The sequence below is a fragment of the Mycobacterium sp. Root265 genome (assembly GCF_001428895.1).
Taxonomy (GTDB): domain Bacteria; phylum Actinomycetota; class Actinomycetes; order Mycobacteriales; family Mycobacteriaceae; genus Mycobacterium.
Genome location: NZ_LMJA01000031.1, coordinates 655,874 through 672,603 on the forward strand (window position 1 = coordinate 655,874; position 16,730 = coordinate 672,603).

The 16,730-nt window shown below is 64.7% G+C and carries 16 protein-coding genes; 4 read left to right on the top strand and 12 right to left on the bottom strand.

The features are described 5' to 3' along the window. Positions 1 to 69 precede the first annotated feature (69 nt). The 5 genes from ASE48_RS28940 to ASE48_RS28960 form a co-directional block, all read right to left on the bottom strand. Positions 70 to 636, bottom strand: coding sequence for an NADPH-dependent FMN reductase (locus ASE48_RS28940; RefSeq protein WP_057170581.1), 567 nt, complete (start codon positions 634 to 636; stop codon positions 70 to 72). A gap of 97 nt (positions 637 to 733) precedes the next feature. Beyond that, complete coding sequence (locus tag ASE48_RS28945) at positions 734 to 1,219, bottom strand: hypothetical protein (RefSeq protein ID WP_057170582.1); 486 nt, start codon at positions 1,217 to 1,219, stop codon at positions 734 to 736. Positions 1,220 to 1,281: 62 nt separating this feature from the next. Further along, positions 1,282 to 2,370: a zinc-binding dehydrogenase gene (locus ASE48_RS28950; protein ID WP_082614516.1), complete on the bottom strand. Its 1,089-nt coding sequence runs from the start codon at positions 2,368 to 2,370 to the stop codon at positions 1,282 to 1,284. Continuing rightward, positions 2,370 to 3,596, bottom strand: a complete 1,227-nt coding sequence (locus ASE48_RS28955; RefSeq protein WP_057170584.1) for a cytochrome P450 — start codon at positions 3,594 to 3,596, stop codon at positions 2,370 to 2,372. The genes ASE48_RS28950 and ASE48_RS28955 overlap by 1 nt, the downstream gene beginning before the upstream one ends. Positions 3,597 to 3,638: 42 nt before the next feature. Next, entirely contained in the window at positions 3,639 to 4,823 is a 1,185-nt protein-coding gene (locus ASE48_RS28960; RefSeq protein ID WP_156409409.1) for an amidohydrolase family protein, read from the bottom strand. A gap of 163 nt (positions 4,824 to 4,986) precedes the next feature. On the opposite strand from ASE48_RS28960, the gene ASE48_RS28965 reads away from it, so the two are divergent. Beyond that, positions 4,987 to 6,609 carry a thiamine pyrophosphate-binding protein gene (locus ASE48_RS28965; protein WP_057170586.1) on the top strand — a complete coding sequence of 541 codons (1,623 nt, stop codon included), beginning with the start codon at positions 4,987 to 4,989 and terminating at the stop codon, positions 6,607 to 6,609. A gap of 53 nt (positions 6,610 to 6,662) precedes the next feature. Here ASE48_RS28965 and ASE48_RS28970 read toward each other — a convergent pair whose 3' ends face one another. The 6 genes from ASE48_RS28970 to ASE48_RS28995 are packed head-to-tail and all read right to left on the bottom strand — an operon-like array spanning position 6,663 to position 13,272. Further along, positions 6,663 to 8,285, bottom strand: a complete 1,623-nt coding sequence (locus ASE48_RS28970) for an AMP-binding protein (protein WP_082614482.1) — start codon at positions 8,283 to 8,285, stop codon at positions 6,663 to 6,665. Next, positions 8,278 to 9,057, bottom strand: coding sequence for an enoyl-CoA hydratase/isomerase family protein (locus tag ASE48_RS28975; RefSeq protein WP_162264287.1), 780 nt, complete (start codon positions 9,055 to 9,057; stop codon positions 8,278 to 8,280). The genes ASE48_RS28970 and ASE48_RS28975 overlap by 8 nt, the downstream gene beginning before the upstream one ends. Beyond that, on the bottom strand, positions 9,057 to 10,211 hold the full coding sequence (locus ASE48_RS28980) for an acyl-CoA dehydrogenase family protein (protein ID WP_057170589.1): 1,155 nt from the start codon (positions 10,209 to 10,211) through the stop codon (positions 9,057 to 9,059). The genes ASE48_RS28975 and ASE48_RS28980 overlap by 1 nt, the downstream gene beginning before the upstream one ends. A 12-nt stretch (positions 10,212 to 10,223) precedes the next feature. Continuing rightward, positions 10,224 to 11,126: a TIGR03619 family F420-dependent LLM class oxidoreductase gene (locus tag ASE48_RS28985; protein ID WP_162264288.1), complete on the bottom strand. Its 903-nt coding sequence runs from the start codon at positions 11,124 to 11,126 to the stop codon at positions 10,224 to 10,226. Next, entirely contained in the window at positions 11,123 to 12,349 is a 1,227-nt protein-coding gene (locus ASE48_RS28990) for an amidohydrolase family protein (protein WP_057170591.1), read from the bottom strand. Before ASE48_RS28990 ends, ASE48_RS28985 begins: the two co-directional genes overlap by 4 nt. 26 nt (positions 12,350 to 12,375) lie before the next feature. Next, positions 12,376 to 13,272, bottom strand: a complete 897-nt coding sequence (locus tag ASE48_RS28995) for an enoyl-CoA hydratase/isomerase family protein (RefSeq protein WP_235571643.1) — start codon at positions 13,270 to 13,272, stop codon at positions 12,376 to 12,378. Positions 13,273 to 13,470: 198 nt separating this feature from the next. Between ASE48_RS28995 and ASE48_RS29000 the strand changes: the two genes are divergently transcribed. Further along, positions 13,471 to 14,637 carry a thiolase family protein gene (locus tag ASE48_RS29000; protein WP_057170593.1) on the top strand — a complete coding sequence of 389 codons (1,167 nt, stop codon included), beginning with the start codon at positions 13,471 to 13,473 and terminating at the stop codon, positions 14,635 to 14,637. Positions 14,638 to 14,705: 68 nt separating this feature from the next. After that, positions 14,706 to 14,897, top strand: coding sequence for a ferredoxin (locus ASE48_RS29005; protein WP_057170594.1), 192 nt, complete (start codon positions 14,706 to 14,708; stop codon positions 14,895 to 14,897). Between the two features lie 20 nt (positions 14,898 to 14,917). On the opposite strand, the gene ASE48_RS29010 is transcribed toward ASE48_RS29005, so the two are convergent. Further along, positions 14,918 to 15,538 (bottom strand): TetR/AcrR family transcriptional regulator, encoded by a 621-nt coding sequence (locus tag ASE48_RS29010; RefSeq protein WP_057170595.1) that lies wholly within the window; start codon positions 15,536 to 15,538, stop codon positions 14,918 to 14,920. Positions 15,539 to 15,800: 262 nt separating this feature from the next. Between ASE48_RS29010 and ASE48_RS29015 the strand changes: the two genes are divergently transcribed. Beyond that, the gene (locus ASE48_RS29015; protein WP_057170596.1) at positions 15,801 to 16,724 is read left to right on the top strand and encodes a helix-turn-helix transcriptional regulator; all 924 of its coding nucleotides are present in this window, start codon (positions 15,801 to 15,803) and stop codon (positions 16,722 to 16,724) included. Positions 16,725 to 16,730: the final 6 nt, after the last annotated feature.

Consider the following 16,730-nt stretch of genomic DNA (forward strand, 5'->3'; position numbering starts at 1 on the left):
CGATGCGGTATGACGCGATGGGGGCGGATGGCTTCGGCTACCCGCCCCCATCGTGCTTGCGCCGGTGTATCACACGCTGTCGGCGGGTAGGTCGAGGAGTTGCGCGGCAAGACAGTCGATCTGACCGATGACGGACTGATCCTCAATCGACCCGTCCGGACCCCATGTGGCCGTGGCGGAGTTGATCGCCACGCCCAACGGGGTCGGCCAGGCGCGTAGCGCGTGACCGATGGTTCGCAGCTGGCCCAGCGTGCCGACCGCGGCCTGCCAGCCGTAAGCGCACGCGATCGCTCCCCAGCGAATATCGGCCAGGTAGGTGCGCGTACCGGCACGCAGATCCTCGGCGTAGTCCAGAGCGTTCTTCACCAGCCCCGAAACCGCACCGTGGTATCCGGGTGAGGCGACGACGACCGCATCGGCGGCCCGCAAGCCGGCCACCAGCGCGGTCGCCTTGGCAGTCCGCATGGTGTCGTAGGGGTTGTACATCGGCAGGTCCAGGTCCTCACCGCAGAACAGCTTCGTTTCGGCGCCCAGGCGCTCGGCGGAGGCCAGGCAGTGCCGTAACACCCGTTCGGTGGATGAGTCGGCGCGCAGGGTACCGCCGATGCCGACGACGAGGGGTTTCTTGGCTTTCACTGGATTATCACCTTCTGTGTCTGTTTTTTGTCGGACAAGAAACCAGCGCCGGACGAGCTGATGCTCACGTCCGGCGCTGGCTTTGCGGGGTATGCGATTACACCGTTGTTGCGTTGGGGTTTCCCTGCAGCCGCGAGAGCGTCTCGTTCACTCGGCTGGCGACATCGCCGGCGACCGCGTCCTCGGTATCACCGATGGGCAGCATCCCCTTGGCCGCCGAAAAGATCTCGACCGACAGGCAACCCTGGTCACCCGCAACGTGCGGTCCGTAGTACTCGCGGGGGTCGGAGGTCATGATGTCCCCGGACCGCAGAATATCGCCGTCGGGCACCGTGATGGAACCCGATATGACTACCTCGACCCGATAGCAGTCATGCGCGTGGCGGGGAAGCGTGTCTCCCGGGGCGATACGCAGCAGCGAGACGACCGCGTTGTCCGGGTCGGTACTGTTCTCCCCCATCACGATGGCACCGAGATCCCATCCGGGCATCACCTCACGCGTCGCCGCCCCCGCGAACCTCAGCTCGGGCGGGGTGATGGCATCGAAGAAGCCGGGATCGCTGACCTTGTAGTACTTCGGCATGGACGACCTTCCTATCCTTGGGGCTGGGCTGTATCTGAAGTTGACGGAGACCTGGGTGGCCGTCAGAAAGTAGTGATGACGCTGCGGACCACGTCCCCGGACAGCATCGCCTGCATCGCCTCGTTGATATCCGCCAAGGCCACCTCGCTCGACACCATGTCTTCGGTCCTGAGCCGACCGTGTTCGATGAGGTCGATGAATTTCTGGAAGTCCCGGCGGATCTGAGCCGAGCCCGCCACGCAGCCTTTCACCACCTTCTCCTGGGACTGCAGATCGAACGCCGGCAGCCTCAGCTCACTGTCGATCGGGCCGTAGCCAACCAGCACGATCATGCCGCCCTTATCGAGCATGGCGTAGGTGGTGGCGAAGGTCGCCGGTCCCCCGACGACATCGAAGGCGAACTCGACTCCCCGTCCGCGGGTCATTTCCCGCACCTGCTCAGCGGCTGGGTGCGCGCTCGGGTCGATCGCATCGGTGGCTCCGGTCCGCAGTGCCAGTTGACGTTTCGACTCGACCGGGTCGATCGCTATGATTCGTGCCGCCCCGGCGACCACCGCTCCCTGGATGACCGACAGCCCCACCCCGCCGCACCCGACGACGGCCACCGTCGATCCCGGCCGGACGTGTGCGGTGAACAGTGCCGCCCCCACGCCGGTCGTCATGCCACAGCCGAGCAGCGCCAGGTGCACGTCGAGCAGGTCGGTCCGCACCCGCACCACCGATGCTTCGTCACAGGTGAGGAACTGACTGAAGGTACCGATACCGCTCATCGTGTTGACGCGTGTGTCGTCACTGCGCACCGCGCGCGGACGCTGCATCAAGGAGGCCAGCGAGTCACACAGATGGGTGCGGCCGTCGTTGCAGTAGGTGCAGGTGCCGCACGCGGGCCTGAAGGAGGTGATCACCCGGTCCCCGACGGCCACCCGGGACACCTGCGGGCCGACCTCGATGACGACACCCGCACCCTCGTGGCCGCCGATCATCGGGCCGGAGAACATCGTAGGGAACATGCCATTACGCATCGACAGATCGGTATGACAGATGCCGCTGGCCCGGACCTCCACGATGACATCCCGTGGGCCCGGCGGTAACGGGGTGACGCTCTCGACCGACAGGTCGGCTCTCAGTTCATGCAGCACCGCCGATCGCATCAGCACGGGCCTTCCCGGAAGCGCAGCGGGAGGTAATCGACACCCATCATCTGGCCCATCATCAGATGCGGGTTGTGCTTCGGCGTCCCCGCCAGTTCCAGCGGCGGACGGTTCAGCAGAGCCTTCATCAGGACATGAATCTCCGCGCGCGCCAGGGTCGCTCCCGCGCAATAGTGCGGACCGATCCCGAATGTCACGTGTTGTCTGGGGTTGACACGGCTCGGACAGAACGACTCGGCATCCTCGAACTGTGCCGGGTCGCGGTTGGCAACGGCGTAGAGCAACACCAGCCGCTCACCGGCGGACAGCTCGCTGCCATTGAGCGTGGTCGCTGAGGTCGTGGTGCGGAACATGGTCTGCACGGGCGGCAGCATGCGCAGACCTTCCTCCACGAGACCTTCCAACGGAATGGCACCCGAGCGCATACCGGCCTGCAGGTCCGGATGGCTGACCACGTGATGCACCAGACTTCCCATGGCATGCGCCGTGGTTTCGAATCCGGCGAACACGAACGTCCGGAAGATGTTTTTCAGCTCGTCGTCGGTGAGCTTGCGACCACCGAAGTCCAGGTGTACCAGTCGACTCAGATAGTCGTCACCGGGGTTGTCCCGTCTCTCACCGAAGTACCGCGCGGCCTCTACATCGAGTTCCTGCAGCGCCTCCACCATTGTCGGTGTGCCGGCGTTCTCCAGAATCTTTGTGGCGAAGGCCTGGATCATCTCATTGGCATCCTCGCCGAGACCGAGCAGATGCCCCACCGCGCGCACCGGGATCTGCACCGCGACATGCTGCACGAAATCGGTATCTCCCGCGGCGGCAAACCCGTCGAGCATGCGTTCGGTGAGGCCCTCCAGGTAGGGCAGAAGCTTACGCACCCGAGGTGCGCTGAGCACCTCCATGAACAGTTTCCGGTAGGCGATGTGCTCGGGCCCATCGAATTCGATCGGGATGCTGGGCGGGCGGCCCTCGTGCGGAGGATGCAGCACGCCACTGGCCGACGAGAACGTCTTGGCGTCCTTCTCGACCTCGACCACGTCGTCGTATCGGGTCACCAGGGCGTACCCACCATGGGCTGTGGTCTTCGGTACCGGACAACCCGCGCCGAGACCACGGTAAACCTCTTGCAGTCTTTCGTAGTTGAGCTCCGGGTCGAGGTGGTCGAAGGTCGTCACCGTACCTGCGGCATCGAAGGAATCGAGGCCGTCACCGGCTTGCATCTGTGTCATGGTTACCTTGCGTTTCGGATGTCCGGGCGGGAAAGGTGCGGCTCACGCCGGCAGCAGTAACTCGCCGTTGGTGTTGAAGAACTGTTCGACCGCTGACTGCGGTGCCGACGACAGTGCCTTGGTCAGCACCGTCCGGGAGTCCTTACCGCCTTCGACATGAGGAAAATCAGTGGCGTAGCAGTACATCGGCCACACATTGGTGTGCTGCTCGTAATAACGTCCCAGCGGCTCGAAGTAGAACGGCGTGACCCGCACGTTGCGGGCCAGATACTCGGAGGGCCGCAGCGAGAGCGTGTCCCTGAGTCGTGACTTGAACATCGTGTCGGCCCAGACATCCAACCGATCGGCGAGTGGGCCTGCCCAGCCGGCCGCCAGTTCGATGGCACCGAATCGCAGCGCCGGGTGCCGCTCGAAGACCCCGCCGAGAACCATCGTGGAGACCATGTTCTCGGCGCAATAGTGGATATTGGTGGCCCGATACGGCTCGATGGGCAGTTCGATGCTGGACTTGTCGGAGGGATGGAAGATCTCGACACCCTGCGACCATGCCGTCGAACTGATGAATCCGCTGTCGGTACCGAGATGGATGGTGACCGGAATGTCTGCTTCAGCCGCGAGCCGCCAGAGCGGATCCAGCTGGGGATGGGCCGGCGACGCACCCGCGGGGGGCACGTTCGCCGGGATCATCAGTGCGCGGATACCCTGATCGATCGCCCACTTGGCCTGCTCGACAATCGATTCCGCAGGGGCGTCGGTCATCACGATGCCGACCGGCCGTACCCGATTCGATGTCGACCGGGTGATCTCGGCGGCCCACTCGTTGTGGGCTTCGACCGCTTGGCGGCCGAGCGCGCGGCCGTCGAACTTCTGCGCATCGAACCCGAGCCAGGTAGGTGCGTTCGGGTCGTTCAACAGGATCAGTGCGAACAGGCCGAAGGTCGGGAACACGAGCTGACGAGAGATCTCCATCTCGTCGAGCACAGCCGGCCGGCGACGCAGGTCGATGGCCGACGGGGCGGTCGCGCCCTTGAGTTGCCACACCGATTCCTGGTTGATCGCTGTCGTGTCGCCTTCCAGCCCCGGCACCGACAGCGAATTGGCCCGGGTCCTGGTCAGGATGTCGAACCCGACTTCGTTGATGCGGCGGGCGATCTCCTCGCCGAACACCTCACCCCAAAGCTCCAGCGGCGCCATCTCGTGGCTATCGACGTCGAGAACCGTTGACACGTCTTCCTCCTTGGGGATTTTCCAACCTTCACCGTGATGCTGCGCTGGTCAACACCGAGGCACAAGTCGGTGCTGGTGCTGGTATCAGCTCAACCCCTGTAAGAGGTCAACTACGTTTTGGCAGAGTCGATCCCGATGCTCGGTGCATGGTTCTATAACCAGAATGTCCCACAAAATCTCTGGCCATACGGCCCTCGCACAGGCATTCGCCGACCAACGCGTCACCACCGCCTTCGGGGTGATCGGGGAAGGCAATATCCAGGTGCTCGCCCAGATGCGGGACAACCATCGTGTCGACTACGTGAAGGCCGCCCGTGAGGACGGTGCGGTGCTGATGGCCGGTGGGTTCGCCGCGGTCACCGGTGCGGTGGGCTTCGCCTCGGTGACGCACGGTCCTGGCCTGACCAACACGGTCACCGCCCTGACCCACCTGGCCCGTCGCGGGATTCCGGTGGTGGTTTTCGCCGGTGACACTGACCCGTTGCTTCCGTACGGTCGCCAGCGCGTCGACCAGGCCGGTATCGTCGCACCGACCGGCGCGGGTTTTCAGAATGTGTACTCCGCCGACGCCATTTCCGACGATGTGGCGCGCGCCTTCGGCCGCGCCCGCGCCGAACGTCGACCCATCGTGCTCAACGTGCCGGTCGATGTCCAGCACCATTCGACGACCTATCAGCCCGCTCAGGTCAATATCACTGCGTTACAGGCCATTGCGCCGGATCCGGCGGCCCTGGATGTGGCTGCCGGAGCGATCGCCGATGCCCGTCGTCCGGTCATCCTGGCCGGGCGTGGAGCGGTGCTCGCGGATGCCCGTACTCCGCTGACAGCCCTGGCCGCGCGGATCGGCGCCCCGCTCGCCACCACGTTGTGCGCCAAGGATTACTTCCGCGGTGAGCCCTTCGATCTGGGGATCTGCGGCAGCCTGTCCCACCAGATCGCCACCGACACCATCCTGGCGGCCGATTGCCTGATCGCCTTTGGAGCCAGCCTGAATTCGGACACCACGGCGCAAGGCTCCCTGCTGGAGGGCAAACGCATCGTGCAGGTCGACCTCGAATCTGCGCACCTTGGCCGGCATGCTCCGGTCGCCGCCGCCGTCCACGCCGACGTCGCCCAGACTGCGGTCACCCTGGTGGACTGGTTCGATGAGGTGAATCTGCCGCGATCGGGCACACTGTGCACTCCGGAACTCGCCGAGCGACTGTCCCAGTACGATCCGCGCACGGAATTCACCGCACAGCGAGGCGACGTGGTCGACAACCGGGAGCTCACCCTCTTGCTCGATGCGGTGTTCGAGCAAGAGCGCACCTATGTCTGCGATTCCGGTCTGTTCATGGTGCCGGGCTACTCGTGGCTGCACGTGACCGAGCCTTCGGCCTTCATCGAGACGGTGGCGTTCGGATCGATCGGTCTCGGGCTGGCAACGGCAATCGGTGCAGCGGTGGGCAGGCGCGACCGGCCGACACTGGTGACCGTCGGAGACGGCGGACTGACAATGGGTCTGTCCGAGTTGCTCACCGCGGCACGCTACGGGCTGGACATGGTCGTGGTCGTGTACAACGACGGCGCCTATGGCGCCGAGCTCAAGATCACCGACCGTATCGGCATGGGCCATGACCTACCGCTGCTCGGGGATGTGAACTTCGCCGCCGTGGCCGAGGCGATGGGCGTACCGGCGGTGCGCGTCGAGGGCCCCGGCCAACTCGAGCGGATCCCCGCTGCTCTCGCCCAGCGCACGGGTCCGCTGCTCATCGATGTCAGGACCGGAACTCCCCCAGCGCACTGAACAGCGCTGTGGCCCCGCCCGAATCCGGACGGGGCCACAGCGCTGTCGCCTGGTTATCGCCGGTCCCAGCTGACGTTCGCATTCTCCCGGTCCCAGGTGGCCGCCGTGGCGCCCTCGTCGCGCAGTTGATACTTGTGCACGCGGCCGACCGCACTGACCGGCAGCGCAATGCGGAACTCGATATAGCGAGGCAGCGCAAAGTACGGCATCCGGTCCTTGAGCCATTCGAACAGCTCGATCTCGCTGAGCTGCGCGTCGGCCTTGAGCACCGCGGTCACCTTGAGATCGTCCTCGGTCACCTCGGAGCGCACCGCATGCACGGCCACCTCGGCGACCGCGGTATGACCGAGGATCACCTGCTCGACTTCCTGGCTGGAGATGTTCTCACCGCGACGCCGCAGGTAGTCCTTCTTGCGGTCCTCGAAGTAGAAGAAACCGTCCTCGTCGAAACGGCCGAGATCTCCGGTGTGAAACCACAGGTTCCCCATTGCGGCCGCGAAGGCGTCCGGCCGCTCCCAGTAGCCCTCGAACATCACCCCCGGCCGCTTGGGACGGCAGACGATCTCACCGATCGCACCGGGCTCCACCTCGCGGTCGCCGTCATCGAAGATCCGGACGTCGAAACTTTCGGTGTTGGCCTTACCGGAGCTTCCCGGCGGTGCCGCGATGCCGGCGGGCAGAGTGGTCAGCGGAAATCCTTCGGTGAGCCCGTAGGCGTTGCCTCCGACCACCTGCACACCGAATCGTGAGCGCCAGATGTCCTGGAGCTCGGCCGGAAACGGCGCACCGTGCACGACACGGATCTGGCCGTCACACAGGGCCATTTCCGGGGTGTCGTCCATCCGGGCGATCAGCGAACCCATCGATCCGAGCAGGTTCACCACGCTCGCGCCACAGCGCCGCATCTCCGGCCAGAAACCCGAGACCGAGAACCGGCCCGCGATCGAGGCCGCACTGCGCAGCAGCATGGTCCCGACGACCGTGCCGCTGACCAGATTGAAGTGATAGATCGGCAGCGGGCTCCAGTTGAGCTCGCCCTCCTGACGCCCGCACTGCTCGATGAATCCGCGGGCGGAGTTGAACACGTACCCGTTGGAGATCACGCAGCCCTTTGACGGACCGGTCGTTCCGCCGGTGTAGATGATCAGCGCGGTATCACGCGCGCCCCGGACCACATGGGCGTCTTCGTCGGGCTCAAGCAGGTAGTCGGCCAGCGGTTCCACCGGGACCGTACCGATCGAGGTGCACGCGGTGGCGCCGCGTACCAGGATGCGTTCCAGTTGAGGAAGATTCGCTATCTCGGCACGAAACCGGTCGACGAAGTCCGCCTCGCAGACCACGATCCGGGCGCCGGAATCCGCGACGACATGCGCCAGGAAGCTGCCCTTGAGGGCCGTGTTCACCGGGACCCAGATACCGCCGCGCAGGTTGGTGGCGAACCACAGCGACACCGCGTCCACGTTGTTGTCCAGCATCGTGGCCACCGTCTGGTCCGGCATCAGCCCGGCCTTGCCCAGCCCTGCCGCGAACGCAGCGGCACGCTCGAAGATCTGGCGATAGGTGTGCTCCTGCCCGCTGAAGTCGAGAAACAGCTCATCGCCCACCTCATCGACACGTTCGCGGAGCAACCCGACGACGCTGGGGTCATTCCGCGGTCCGAACCACACATCAGACATCTCTTTGTGCATCCTTGCTTCCTGGGTGCCGCGGCGACCAGACCGGTGGCCGACGTTCGGCATATGCGGTGAATCCTTCGTGGGCCTCCGCAGTCCTGATCGAGGCGCCCACGCTGCGATCATCGACCAACGGAATATGCTGGTGTGCAGCTGCTTTCCAGGCTGCGCGGGCCGCAGGACCGGTCTCGCGGAGATCGGCAGCGATACGCTCGGCCGCATCTTCGAGTTCGTCATGCGGCACCACCCTGCCGATGAGACCCATCGAGAGCGCCTCGTCGGCCGAGAACGAGCGTGCGGTCAGAGCGAGTTCCTTGGCACGCGCCAGGCCCACCACGGCGGGCAGTATCGCCGAACTCCACGGCGCGGCGACGCCGAGGCGAAGTTCCGGCAGCCGGAACCGAGCCCGGTCGCTGGCCACCGCCACATCGGCAAGCACGGCAAACCAGACGCCACTGGCCTGGCAGTGTCCGTTGATCACGGCGATGACGGCAATCCCGGTACGGTGCAATATCGGGAACGGGAGCTCGACATCCTCGCCATCGGCGCCGTCCTGGGTGTGCGCGGCCGGATCGCCACCGGCGATGAAGACATCACCGCTGCCGGTCACCACCAGTACATCGAGATCGGGATCGGCCTCTACCTTCTCGATGAGCCGGCCGAGGCCGGCGTACATGGCATCCGACACGGTGTGGGGCCGATCGGGATTGCCCACAGTGCACCACGCGGTACGGCCGCGACGCTCGACCCGCAGCCCGGTACTACTCAAATCCATCAGACACCGAGCATCCGTCGGCCGATGATGTCCTTCATGATCTCGTTTGTGCCACCGTAGATGGCCATCGCCCGGCCGTCGCGCCAGGCCCGCCCGACGGCGCATTCCTCCATGTAACCGTACGCGCCGTGCAACTGGACGCAGGTGTGCAACACCCGGCTGTTGAGGTCGGTACACCACCACTTGGCCTGCGCCGCTTCCTCCCCGGTCAGCTCGCCGGCCAGATGTGCGGTCAGTTGAGCATCGACGAAGGCCTGCGCGACGTCGAGCTCGGTGCGCATGGTCGCCAGCTGGAACCGGGAATTCTGGAACGATCCGATGGGTTGGCCGAACGCGTGCCGGGTCTTGCAGTAGGTCAAGGTCTCGTCGAACGCGGCCCGCGCGTGTGCCAGGGCCGTCACCGCGATCGAAAGCCGTTCCTGTGGAAGCATGCTCATCAACTGGTAGAAGCCGCGGTCCTGCTCGCCGAGCAGGTTGTCCGCCGGCAGGACCACGTTGTCGAAAAACAGTTCCGCGGTATCGGCAGAGTGTTGGCCGACCTTGTCCAGATTGCGGCCACGGCTGAATCCCGCGCGATCTGCCTCCACGACGAGCAGGCTCAGGTTTCGCTGCGCAGGTCCATCGAACCCGGTGCGGCACACCACGATGACGAGATCTGCGTTGATCCCGTTGGATATGAAGACCTTGTTGCCGGTGAGCACGTAGGAGTCTCCGTCGCGAACCGCGGAGGTGGAGATCGCCGCAAGGTCCGAGCCGGTATTGGGCTCGGTCATCGCGATGGCGCCCACGAGCTCGCCGGAGGCCAGCCCGGGCAACCAGCGCTGCTGTTGTTCAGGGGTGCCGTACTTGATGATGTACGGCACCACGACGTCAGCATGGTTGGAGATGCCCAGCCCGGCGTTCATCACACCTGCCCGGCACACCTCCTCAAGGAAGATGGTATTGAACCGGAAGTCCGAAAGGCCACCGCCACCAAACTGTTCGGGGACGGCCACACCCAGTATTCCGGCGGCCCCGGCCTTGGTGAAGACCGCCTTGTCGATGATTCCTGCCCGCTCCCACTGCTCGAAGTCCTTGGTGAGCTCGCGCCCGATGAATGTCCTGACGGAATCCCGGAACATCTCATGCTCGTCATCAAAGAGGGTTCGCTTCAACTCGGAAAACTCCTATGTGTTCGTGATCATGTCGACCATGTTCGGCAATGCCTCGGCAATCGCATCGACGTCGAGGCTGTGGATCGAGGGGCGCCGCTCCCCCACCTGCCAGGGGGCCAGGAGCAACGAATCCACTCCCATATCCCGTAACGCCCGCACCGATTCCGGTGTGACGGCGCCACGCAGCCCGGTGCGGGTCGTGAACGGACGCGACGGCGCGTTGAGGGCGGACCGTGCAGTCTCCAGCCTTCCCATCATCGCTGCCACATCGTCGACGGTGTGGTTGGCGCCGACCCAGCCATCAGCGACGGCGGCACAGCGCCGGGCCGCCACCCCCGATGTCCCCCCGACGAAGACCGGGATCGGCCGTGGCGGGGTGGGATTGACGGCAACGGCATCGAAGGTGAAGAAGCGACCCTGGTGCGCAACCGGTGCGCCGGTCCACAGTTTCGGAATCAGCTCCAGCATCTCGTCCAGCACAGCGCCACGGGAGGAGAACCACTCGTTGCCGAGCGCCTCGTATTCCTCACGGAGCCATCCGACGCCCACCCCCAACTCGAACCGGCCGCCGGCCATTGCCGCAACGGTCGCGGTCTCCTTGGCCAGCATCACCGGGTGACGCAGCGGCGCGAGCAGCACAGCGGTCATGAAGCGGATGCTCGACGTCCGTGCCGCCAGATCTGCTATTGCGACGATCGGATCCGGTAGCAGGGTGTCGGTCGGCAGGCTGGCCGGTCGACCGCCTCCGTATGGATACGGGGACGAAAACGCCGCGGGCACGGCCGGGTGTTCGGAGAGCGCCACCCCGGTGACCCCGGCCCGCTCGGCCGCGAGGGCGAGCGCGACCAGACCCTCCGCGGGAAGGAACGGCAGCGACAGCCACACGTCCACCCTGCGGTGGTGGCCCGCAGTCACTTCCTGATCGCGGGAGGCTCGGGCAGTGCGAAGTTGAACACCCGTGATGCGTTGGTCTGCATGACCTTTCGCTTCACCTCATCGGAGAGCCCCGCCAGCTCCTTATGCGCCACCTCGATGCAATTGGGCCACGTCGAATCGGTGTGCGGGTAGTCGGTCTCGATCATCACGTTGTCGACACCGATCTTCTCGATGGACGCCACCCCGAACGAGTCCTCGATGAAGCAGCCGAAGATGTGCTTGCGGAACAGCTCCGAGGGCATGACCGAGAGATCCAGTCCACCGGAGTTGCTCTCGTCCCCACCCCAGCCCTTGAGATAGTCGTCCGCACTGAAACCGTCCTTGGCCGCCCAGCCACGCTGAACCTCTACCACGTGGTCACAACGCTCAATGACGTAGGGAATCCAGCCGATCCCGCCCTCGGACAGGCAGAGCTTGAGATTCTCATACTTCGGCAGCCAAGGGCTGAACAGCCAGTCGATGCAGGCCGCAGCGGTACTCGCCACCGGGGAAAGCGCGATCACGCCCAGCATGGGCATATCAGGAGATGTTGCGGGCAGCTGCGAGGACGAGCCCAGATGCATGCAGAGCGGCATCCCGGTGTCATTGGCGGCGGCGATCATCGGCTCCCAGTACCCGCTGCGGTCGTGGATGGACGGCAACCCGAGCTGATAGACATTCTCGCTGAAGGCGATCGCCTTTGCACCCATCGCTGCGGTGCGTTCGATCTCCCTGGCGGCCAACCCAGGATCCCACAGGGGCAGGATCACCAACGGAATCAACCGGTCCGGAGCTGCCCCGCACCACTCCTCGATCATCCAGTCGTTGTAGGCCTGCACGCACAGCAGCCCGAGCTCACGGTCCTCTGCCTCGGTGAACTCCTGTCCACAGAAGCGCGGGTATGACGGAAACGACAGCGAGGCAAGCACACCGGCGCGGTTCATGTCCTCGATTCGCGCGTTCGGCTCGTAGCACCCTGGCCGCATATCGGCGTAGGTGATGGGCAACGGACTGAAGTCCTCGCGCTTCTTCCCGGCCGCAGCGGAGAGCCCGGTGGTGGGCTTGCGCTTGCCTTCAAACACCCACGCTTCGCCGTCGGCGTCATTCACGATGCGCGGGCCGGCCTCCTTGAACTTCGCCGGAAGTCGGTCCTGCCACACGTGCGGCGGTTCCAGAACATGGTCGTCGACGGAGACCAGCCAGTCCAATGAAATGTCAGTCATCTTCTCTCCTTCGATTGTTGGTCACGTCAGGACGACGCGGCGGCCCTTGAGTTGCCGATGTTTCGGTCGGTGGTGTAGCTGTCCAGTTGTTCGCGGAACGTCGGTAGGGCAAACGTCTCGGCTTCCGCTGCGAAGGCGAAGTCGATCACGTTGCCGACAGCGGCGGTCACGTGCATGTTGAGCGCGCGCTTGGTGTCCCGCAGCGCCTGCTTCGGTTGGTCTGCCAGCCTTCGGGCCAAGGCATGTGCACTGGGCAGCACCTCCTCGGCGGGCACCACGTGGTTCGCCATCCCCAGGCGCTCAGCCGTGGCGGCGTCGATGCGGTCGCCGGTGAGCAGATACTCCTTGGCACGCAACATGCTCATCACCAACGGCCAGGCCAGCGCACCGCCGTCGGCGGCCACGAGCCCGAGGGTTACGTGCGGATCCGCCATGAACGTCCGCTCGCTCATGAACACCACATCGGACAGCACCGCAAGGCTGCAACCCAGGCCGACGGCCGGTCCGTTGACGGCGGCGATGACGGGTTTGGGGAAGGCGATCAGTTCGGTGACGATGCGGCGTGCCTCGGCCATGCTCCGGTAGCGGAAGTCCGGATCGTTGGAGACGCGGTTGAGAAAATCCATGTCGCCGCCGGCCGAGAAAGCCCTACCGGCTCCCGTCAGCACGACCGCGCCCACCTCGTCGTCATCGCGCAGTCCGGCCCAGACATCCGCCAGTTCCGAATGCAACTCCTCGTTGACCGCGTTCATCCAATCCGGCCGGTTCATCGTTACGGTCCGGACACTGCCGGTGCCTTCCACCAGAAGAACACCCGAATCGCGATTTTTGTCGCTCATATAACCTCCGTCAGTCCCGTTCAGTATTGCCATCACCGGACCGCACGGAACAGATTGCGACCATGCCATCAGCAGCACTGCCACGCTGCGTCGTCGTTGGCACGGCCTGGCAGTCTCGGCACCACACTGACCGACGGCCAGCCGAGTAGCATCACCACGCGCATCTGTGGCGCACCTAGAGGTGCTGTACCGCAACGGTATTGGCGGATCACCGACAATGGCGTCGCCGACCGCCGGGCCGGCGGCACGATCCGTCGCGTCACAACACAATTTGGAGGACATATGCACGAGGCCGTGATCATCGATGCGGTACGTACACCCATCGGTAAACGCAATGGGTCTCTCGCCGATGTGCACCCCGCCGATCTGTCCGCGCATGTCTTGTGCGCGCTGGCACAACGCACCGGTATCGACCCCGCGATGGTCGATGATGTGCTGTGGGGCTGCGTGAACCAGGTGGGCGATCAGGCCGCCCAGATCGGTCGCTACTCGGTCTTGGCCGCCGGTTGGCCGGAGGGCGTCGCCGCGGTGACCGTCAACCGGGCTTGCGGTTCTAGCCAATCGACGTTCGATTTCGCTGCGGCCCTGGTCCGTTCGGGGCATTACGACATGGTGGTGGCCGGCGGTGTCGAGTCGATGAGTCGCGTGCCGCTGGGTGCCGGGCGCGATCTCGGCCGGCCGTTCGGCCCACGCGCACGGCAGCGGTATCAATCCGAGTTACGCGACGGGGGTTTCCCGAACGAGGATTTCAATCAGGGATTAGGCGCGGAGTTGATCGCGCAGCGCTGGGCGCTGACCCGTAAGCGCCTCGACGAATACTCGGTCCGTTCGCACGAGCTGGCGGCCTCGGCGATCGACGCTGGTGCGTTCGACACCCAACTGGCCCCCCTACCGGACAAGCCGGACTTCTCGGCCGACGAGGGGTTGCGCCGTGGCACCAGCGCTGAATCTCTGGCGGGCCTGAAACCGGCATTCCAGGCCGACGGTGTCATCCACGCGGGCAATTCCTCGCAGATCTCCGACGGCGCGTCGGCCACCCTGATCTGTAGCGCCGCCAAGGCTCGTGAACTCGGACTGACACCCATCGCCCGCTACCACACAGGCGTCGTGGCAGGTTCGGACCCCGTGCAGATGCTGACCGGGCCGATCCCCGCCACCGAGAAGCTGCTCCGGAGAACAGGACTGAGTATTTCCGATATTGGCGTGTTCGAGGTCAATGAGGCGTTTGCCTGCGTACCACTGGCCTGGCAGCAGAACTTCGACGCACTCGAAGAACGCCTGAACCCGCTCGGGGGCGCCATCGCGGTGGGCCATCCGCTCGGGGCATCTGGCACCGTGCTGATGACGAGGATGATTCATCACATGCGCGACAAAGGAATTCAATATGGGCTCCAGACGATGTGTGAGGGTGGTGGGACGGCCAATGCCACCATCGTCGAACTCGTCTAAGTGGTGCCGGCGATACTCTCATCGCCTCGGTCTCGATGAGCAGGGCCGATTGCGGCACGATCACAGCCATGAAGATCTCGGTGAACTACGATCTGTGTGAGTCAAATGCCTTGTGCTGCTTCGCCGCACCGGAGATATTCGAGGTGCGCGAGGACGAACTGCTTTATGTCATCGACGACAACCCGCCCGAAACCATGCGCACCGAGGTTCATGAAGCGATCAATGCATGCCCGAAGCGAGCCATCACCATCGATGACTGATCGACGGTGATGGCTCCCACTCAGGTGTAGGCCCGAATGAAGGCATCGACACCGTCGACGAGAATCGAATCGATGGCATCTCCGGCAGATGCGGCCGACGCGTCGACGGTGTCCTGCACCAGCAGGATCGTCAGCGCGATGAAATGCTCGGCCGCCCGGTGAGGGGCATCGGTGCGGATGGCGCCCTCCTCGGCGAACTGCGTCATCCGCTCGATGAACAGCTCCATCGGAGTGCTGTACTTGGGCCCTAGTATGCGGCTGCCCCCAGATGCCGCGTTCACCAGGTTGCGGTATTGCAAGTAGTCGGTCGAGGGCAGCGCCTCCATTGCGACTCGCCGCACGAACGCCAGTAGTCCGGCACGCAGATCACATCCCGTCGGCATTTCGTCGGTTAGCGCCGCCGCCACGGTCGCCAACACCCCATCGGTGAGCCTTTCGACGATCGTGGAAAGGATGTTCTCTTTGTCGCCGAAGTGGTCATACACGGTCCGCTTCGACACACCGGCGCGGGCCGCGATCGCGTCAACGCTGGTCGACTTGAAACCCGCGGTGAGAAACAGCTCCTGAGCGGCGTCGAGAATCGCGTGACGCTTTATCTCGGATCGGCCGCGACGGCTCGTGCCGGTGGTCGTGGTGGTCATCTGCTGAATCAACTCCAAAATGTGACGAATATCAAACTAAACTACTCGGTGTAGTGTAGTCTCACTATCGTGAACAACGGTGTTCAACACACAAGGCAAGGCGTGGATGTCGCCGGATCGGTCATCCCGCAGGCCCGTGGCGTTCGCCCGGTGCCATCCGCCCCTGGACGCCACCGCACCTGTCGGCGCGGCCCGGTTCGCAAACCCCTCACCGCCCGAGTCCCTCGGACGGATCCAGCCCCCGCGACGAGGAGACTGCTCCATGGACGACTACACCCTGACTCTGCCCGGTCCCGCGCCGACTGTCGGCACCGAACCTCTTATGCCGCAGCTTGTCACCACGGGTGGCCGCAGCCGGACCACGGAGGACCAAGCCCGGCGCAACTCGCTAGCGGCGTTCCTGCGCGCCCGGCGGGAGTCGCTGCAGCCCGAGGACATCGGGATTCCGCGACGCGGACGCCGACGCGTGAAGGGACTGCGCCGGCACGAGGTCGCCGACACCGCGGCGGTGAGTGTCACCTGGTACACCTGGCTGGAGCAGGCTCGCGATATCCACACCACCCCGCAGGTCATCGAAGCCTTGGCCCGCGCACTGCAACTCGATGACAGCGGGCACAGCTATCTGCGCCGGCTCGCCGGAGTCACGTCGCGCACCACCTACGTCGACGCGCATGACATCGGTTCCAGCATGAAGGCTCTGGTCGACAATTTGCTGCCCAACCCCGCGCACCTGATGCTGCCTGCCACCGACCTGGTGACCTGGAACCGCGCCTATGCTCAGCTGTTCGTCGACCCCGCGACCTTGACACCGGAACATCGCAACGGCCTGTGGATCCAGGTCATGTGTCCGGAAATACGCGACCGCCTTGTGGATTGGGAACTGGAGACGCGCCGCGCCGCCGGCCGATTCCGCGCCGAAGCCGCCAAGTACCCCGGTGATCCGCACTTCGCCAGAGTCGTCGACACACTCACCGCCGAAAGCAGCTTCTTCCATGACATCTGGGAACGCCACGAAGTTCAGGGTGTCGCAGACCATGTCGAAACGATCGACCACCCTCGGGTCGGTCACGTGCGTGCCCGGTTGATGCAACTGCGCCCGCTGGAGCACCCGAACATGTTGTTGATGGTGCACATGCTCGCCGACAACGAATCTCGGGAACGCATGCAGGCTCTATTGGCCGGCTGACATCGG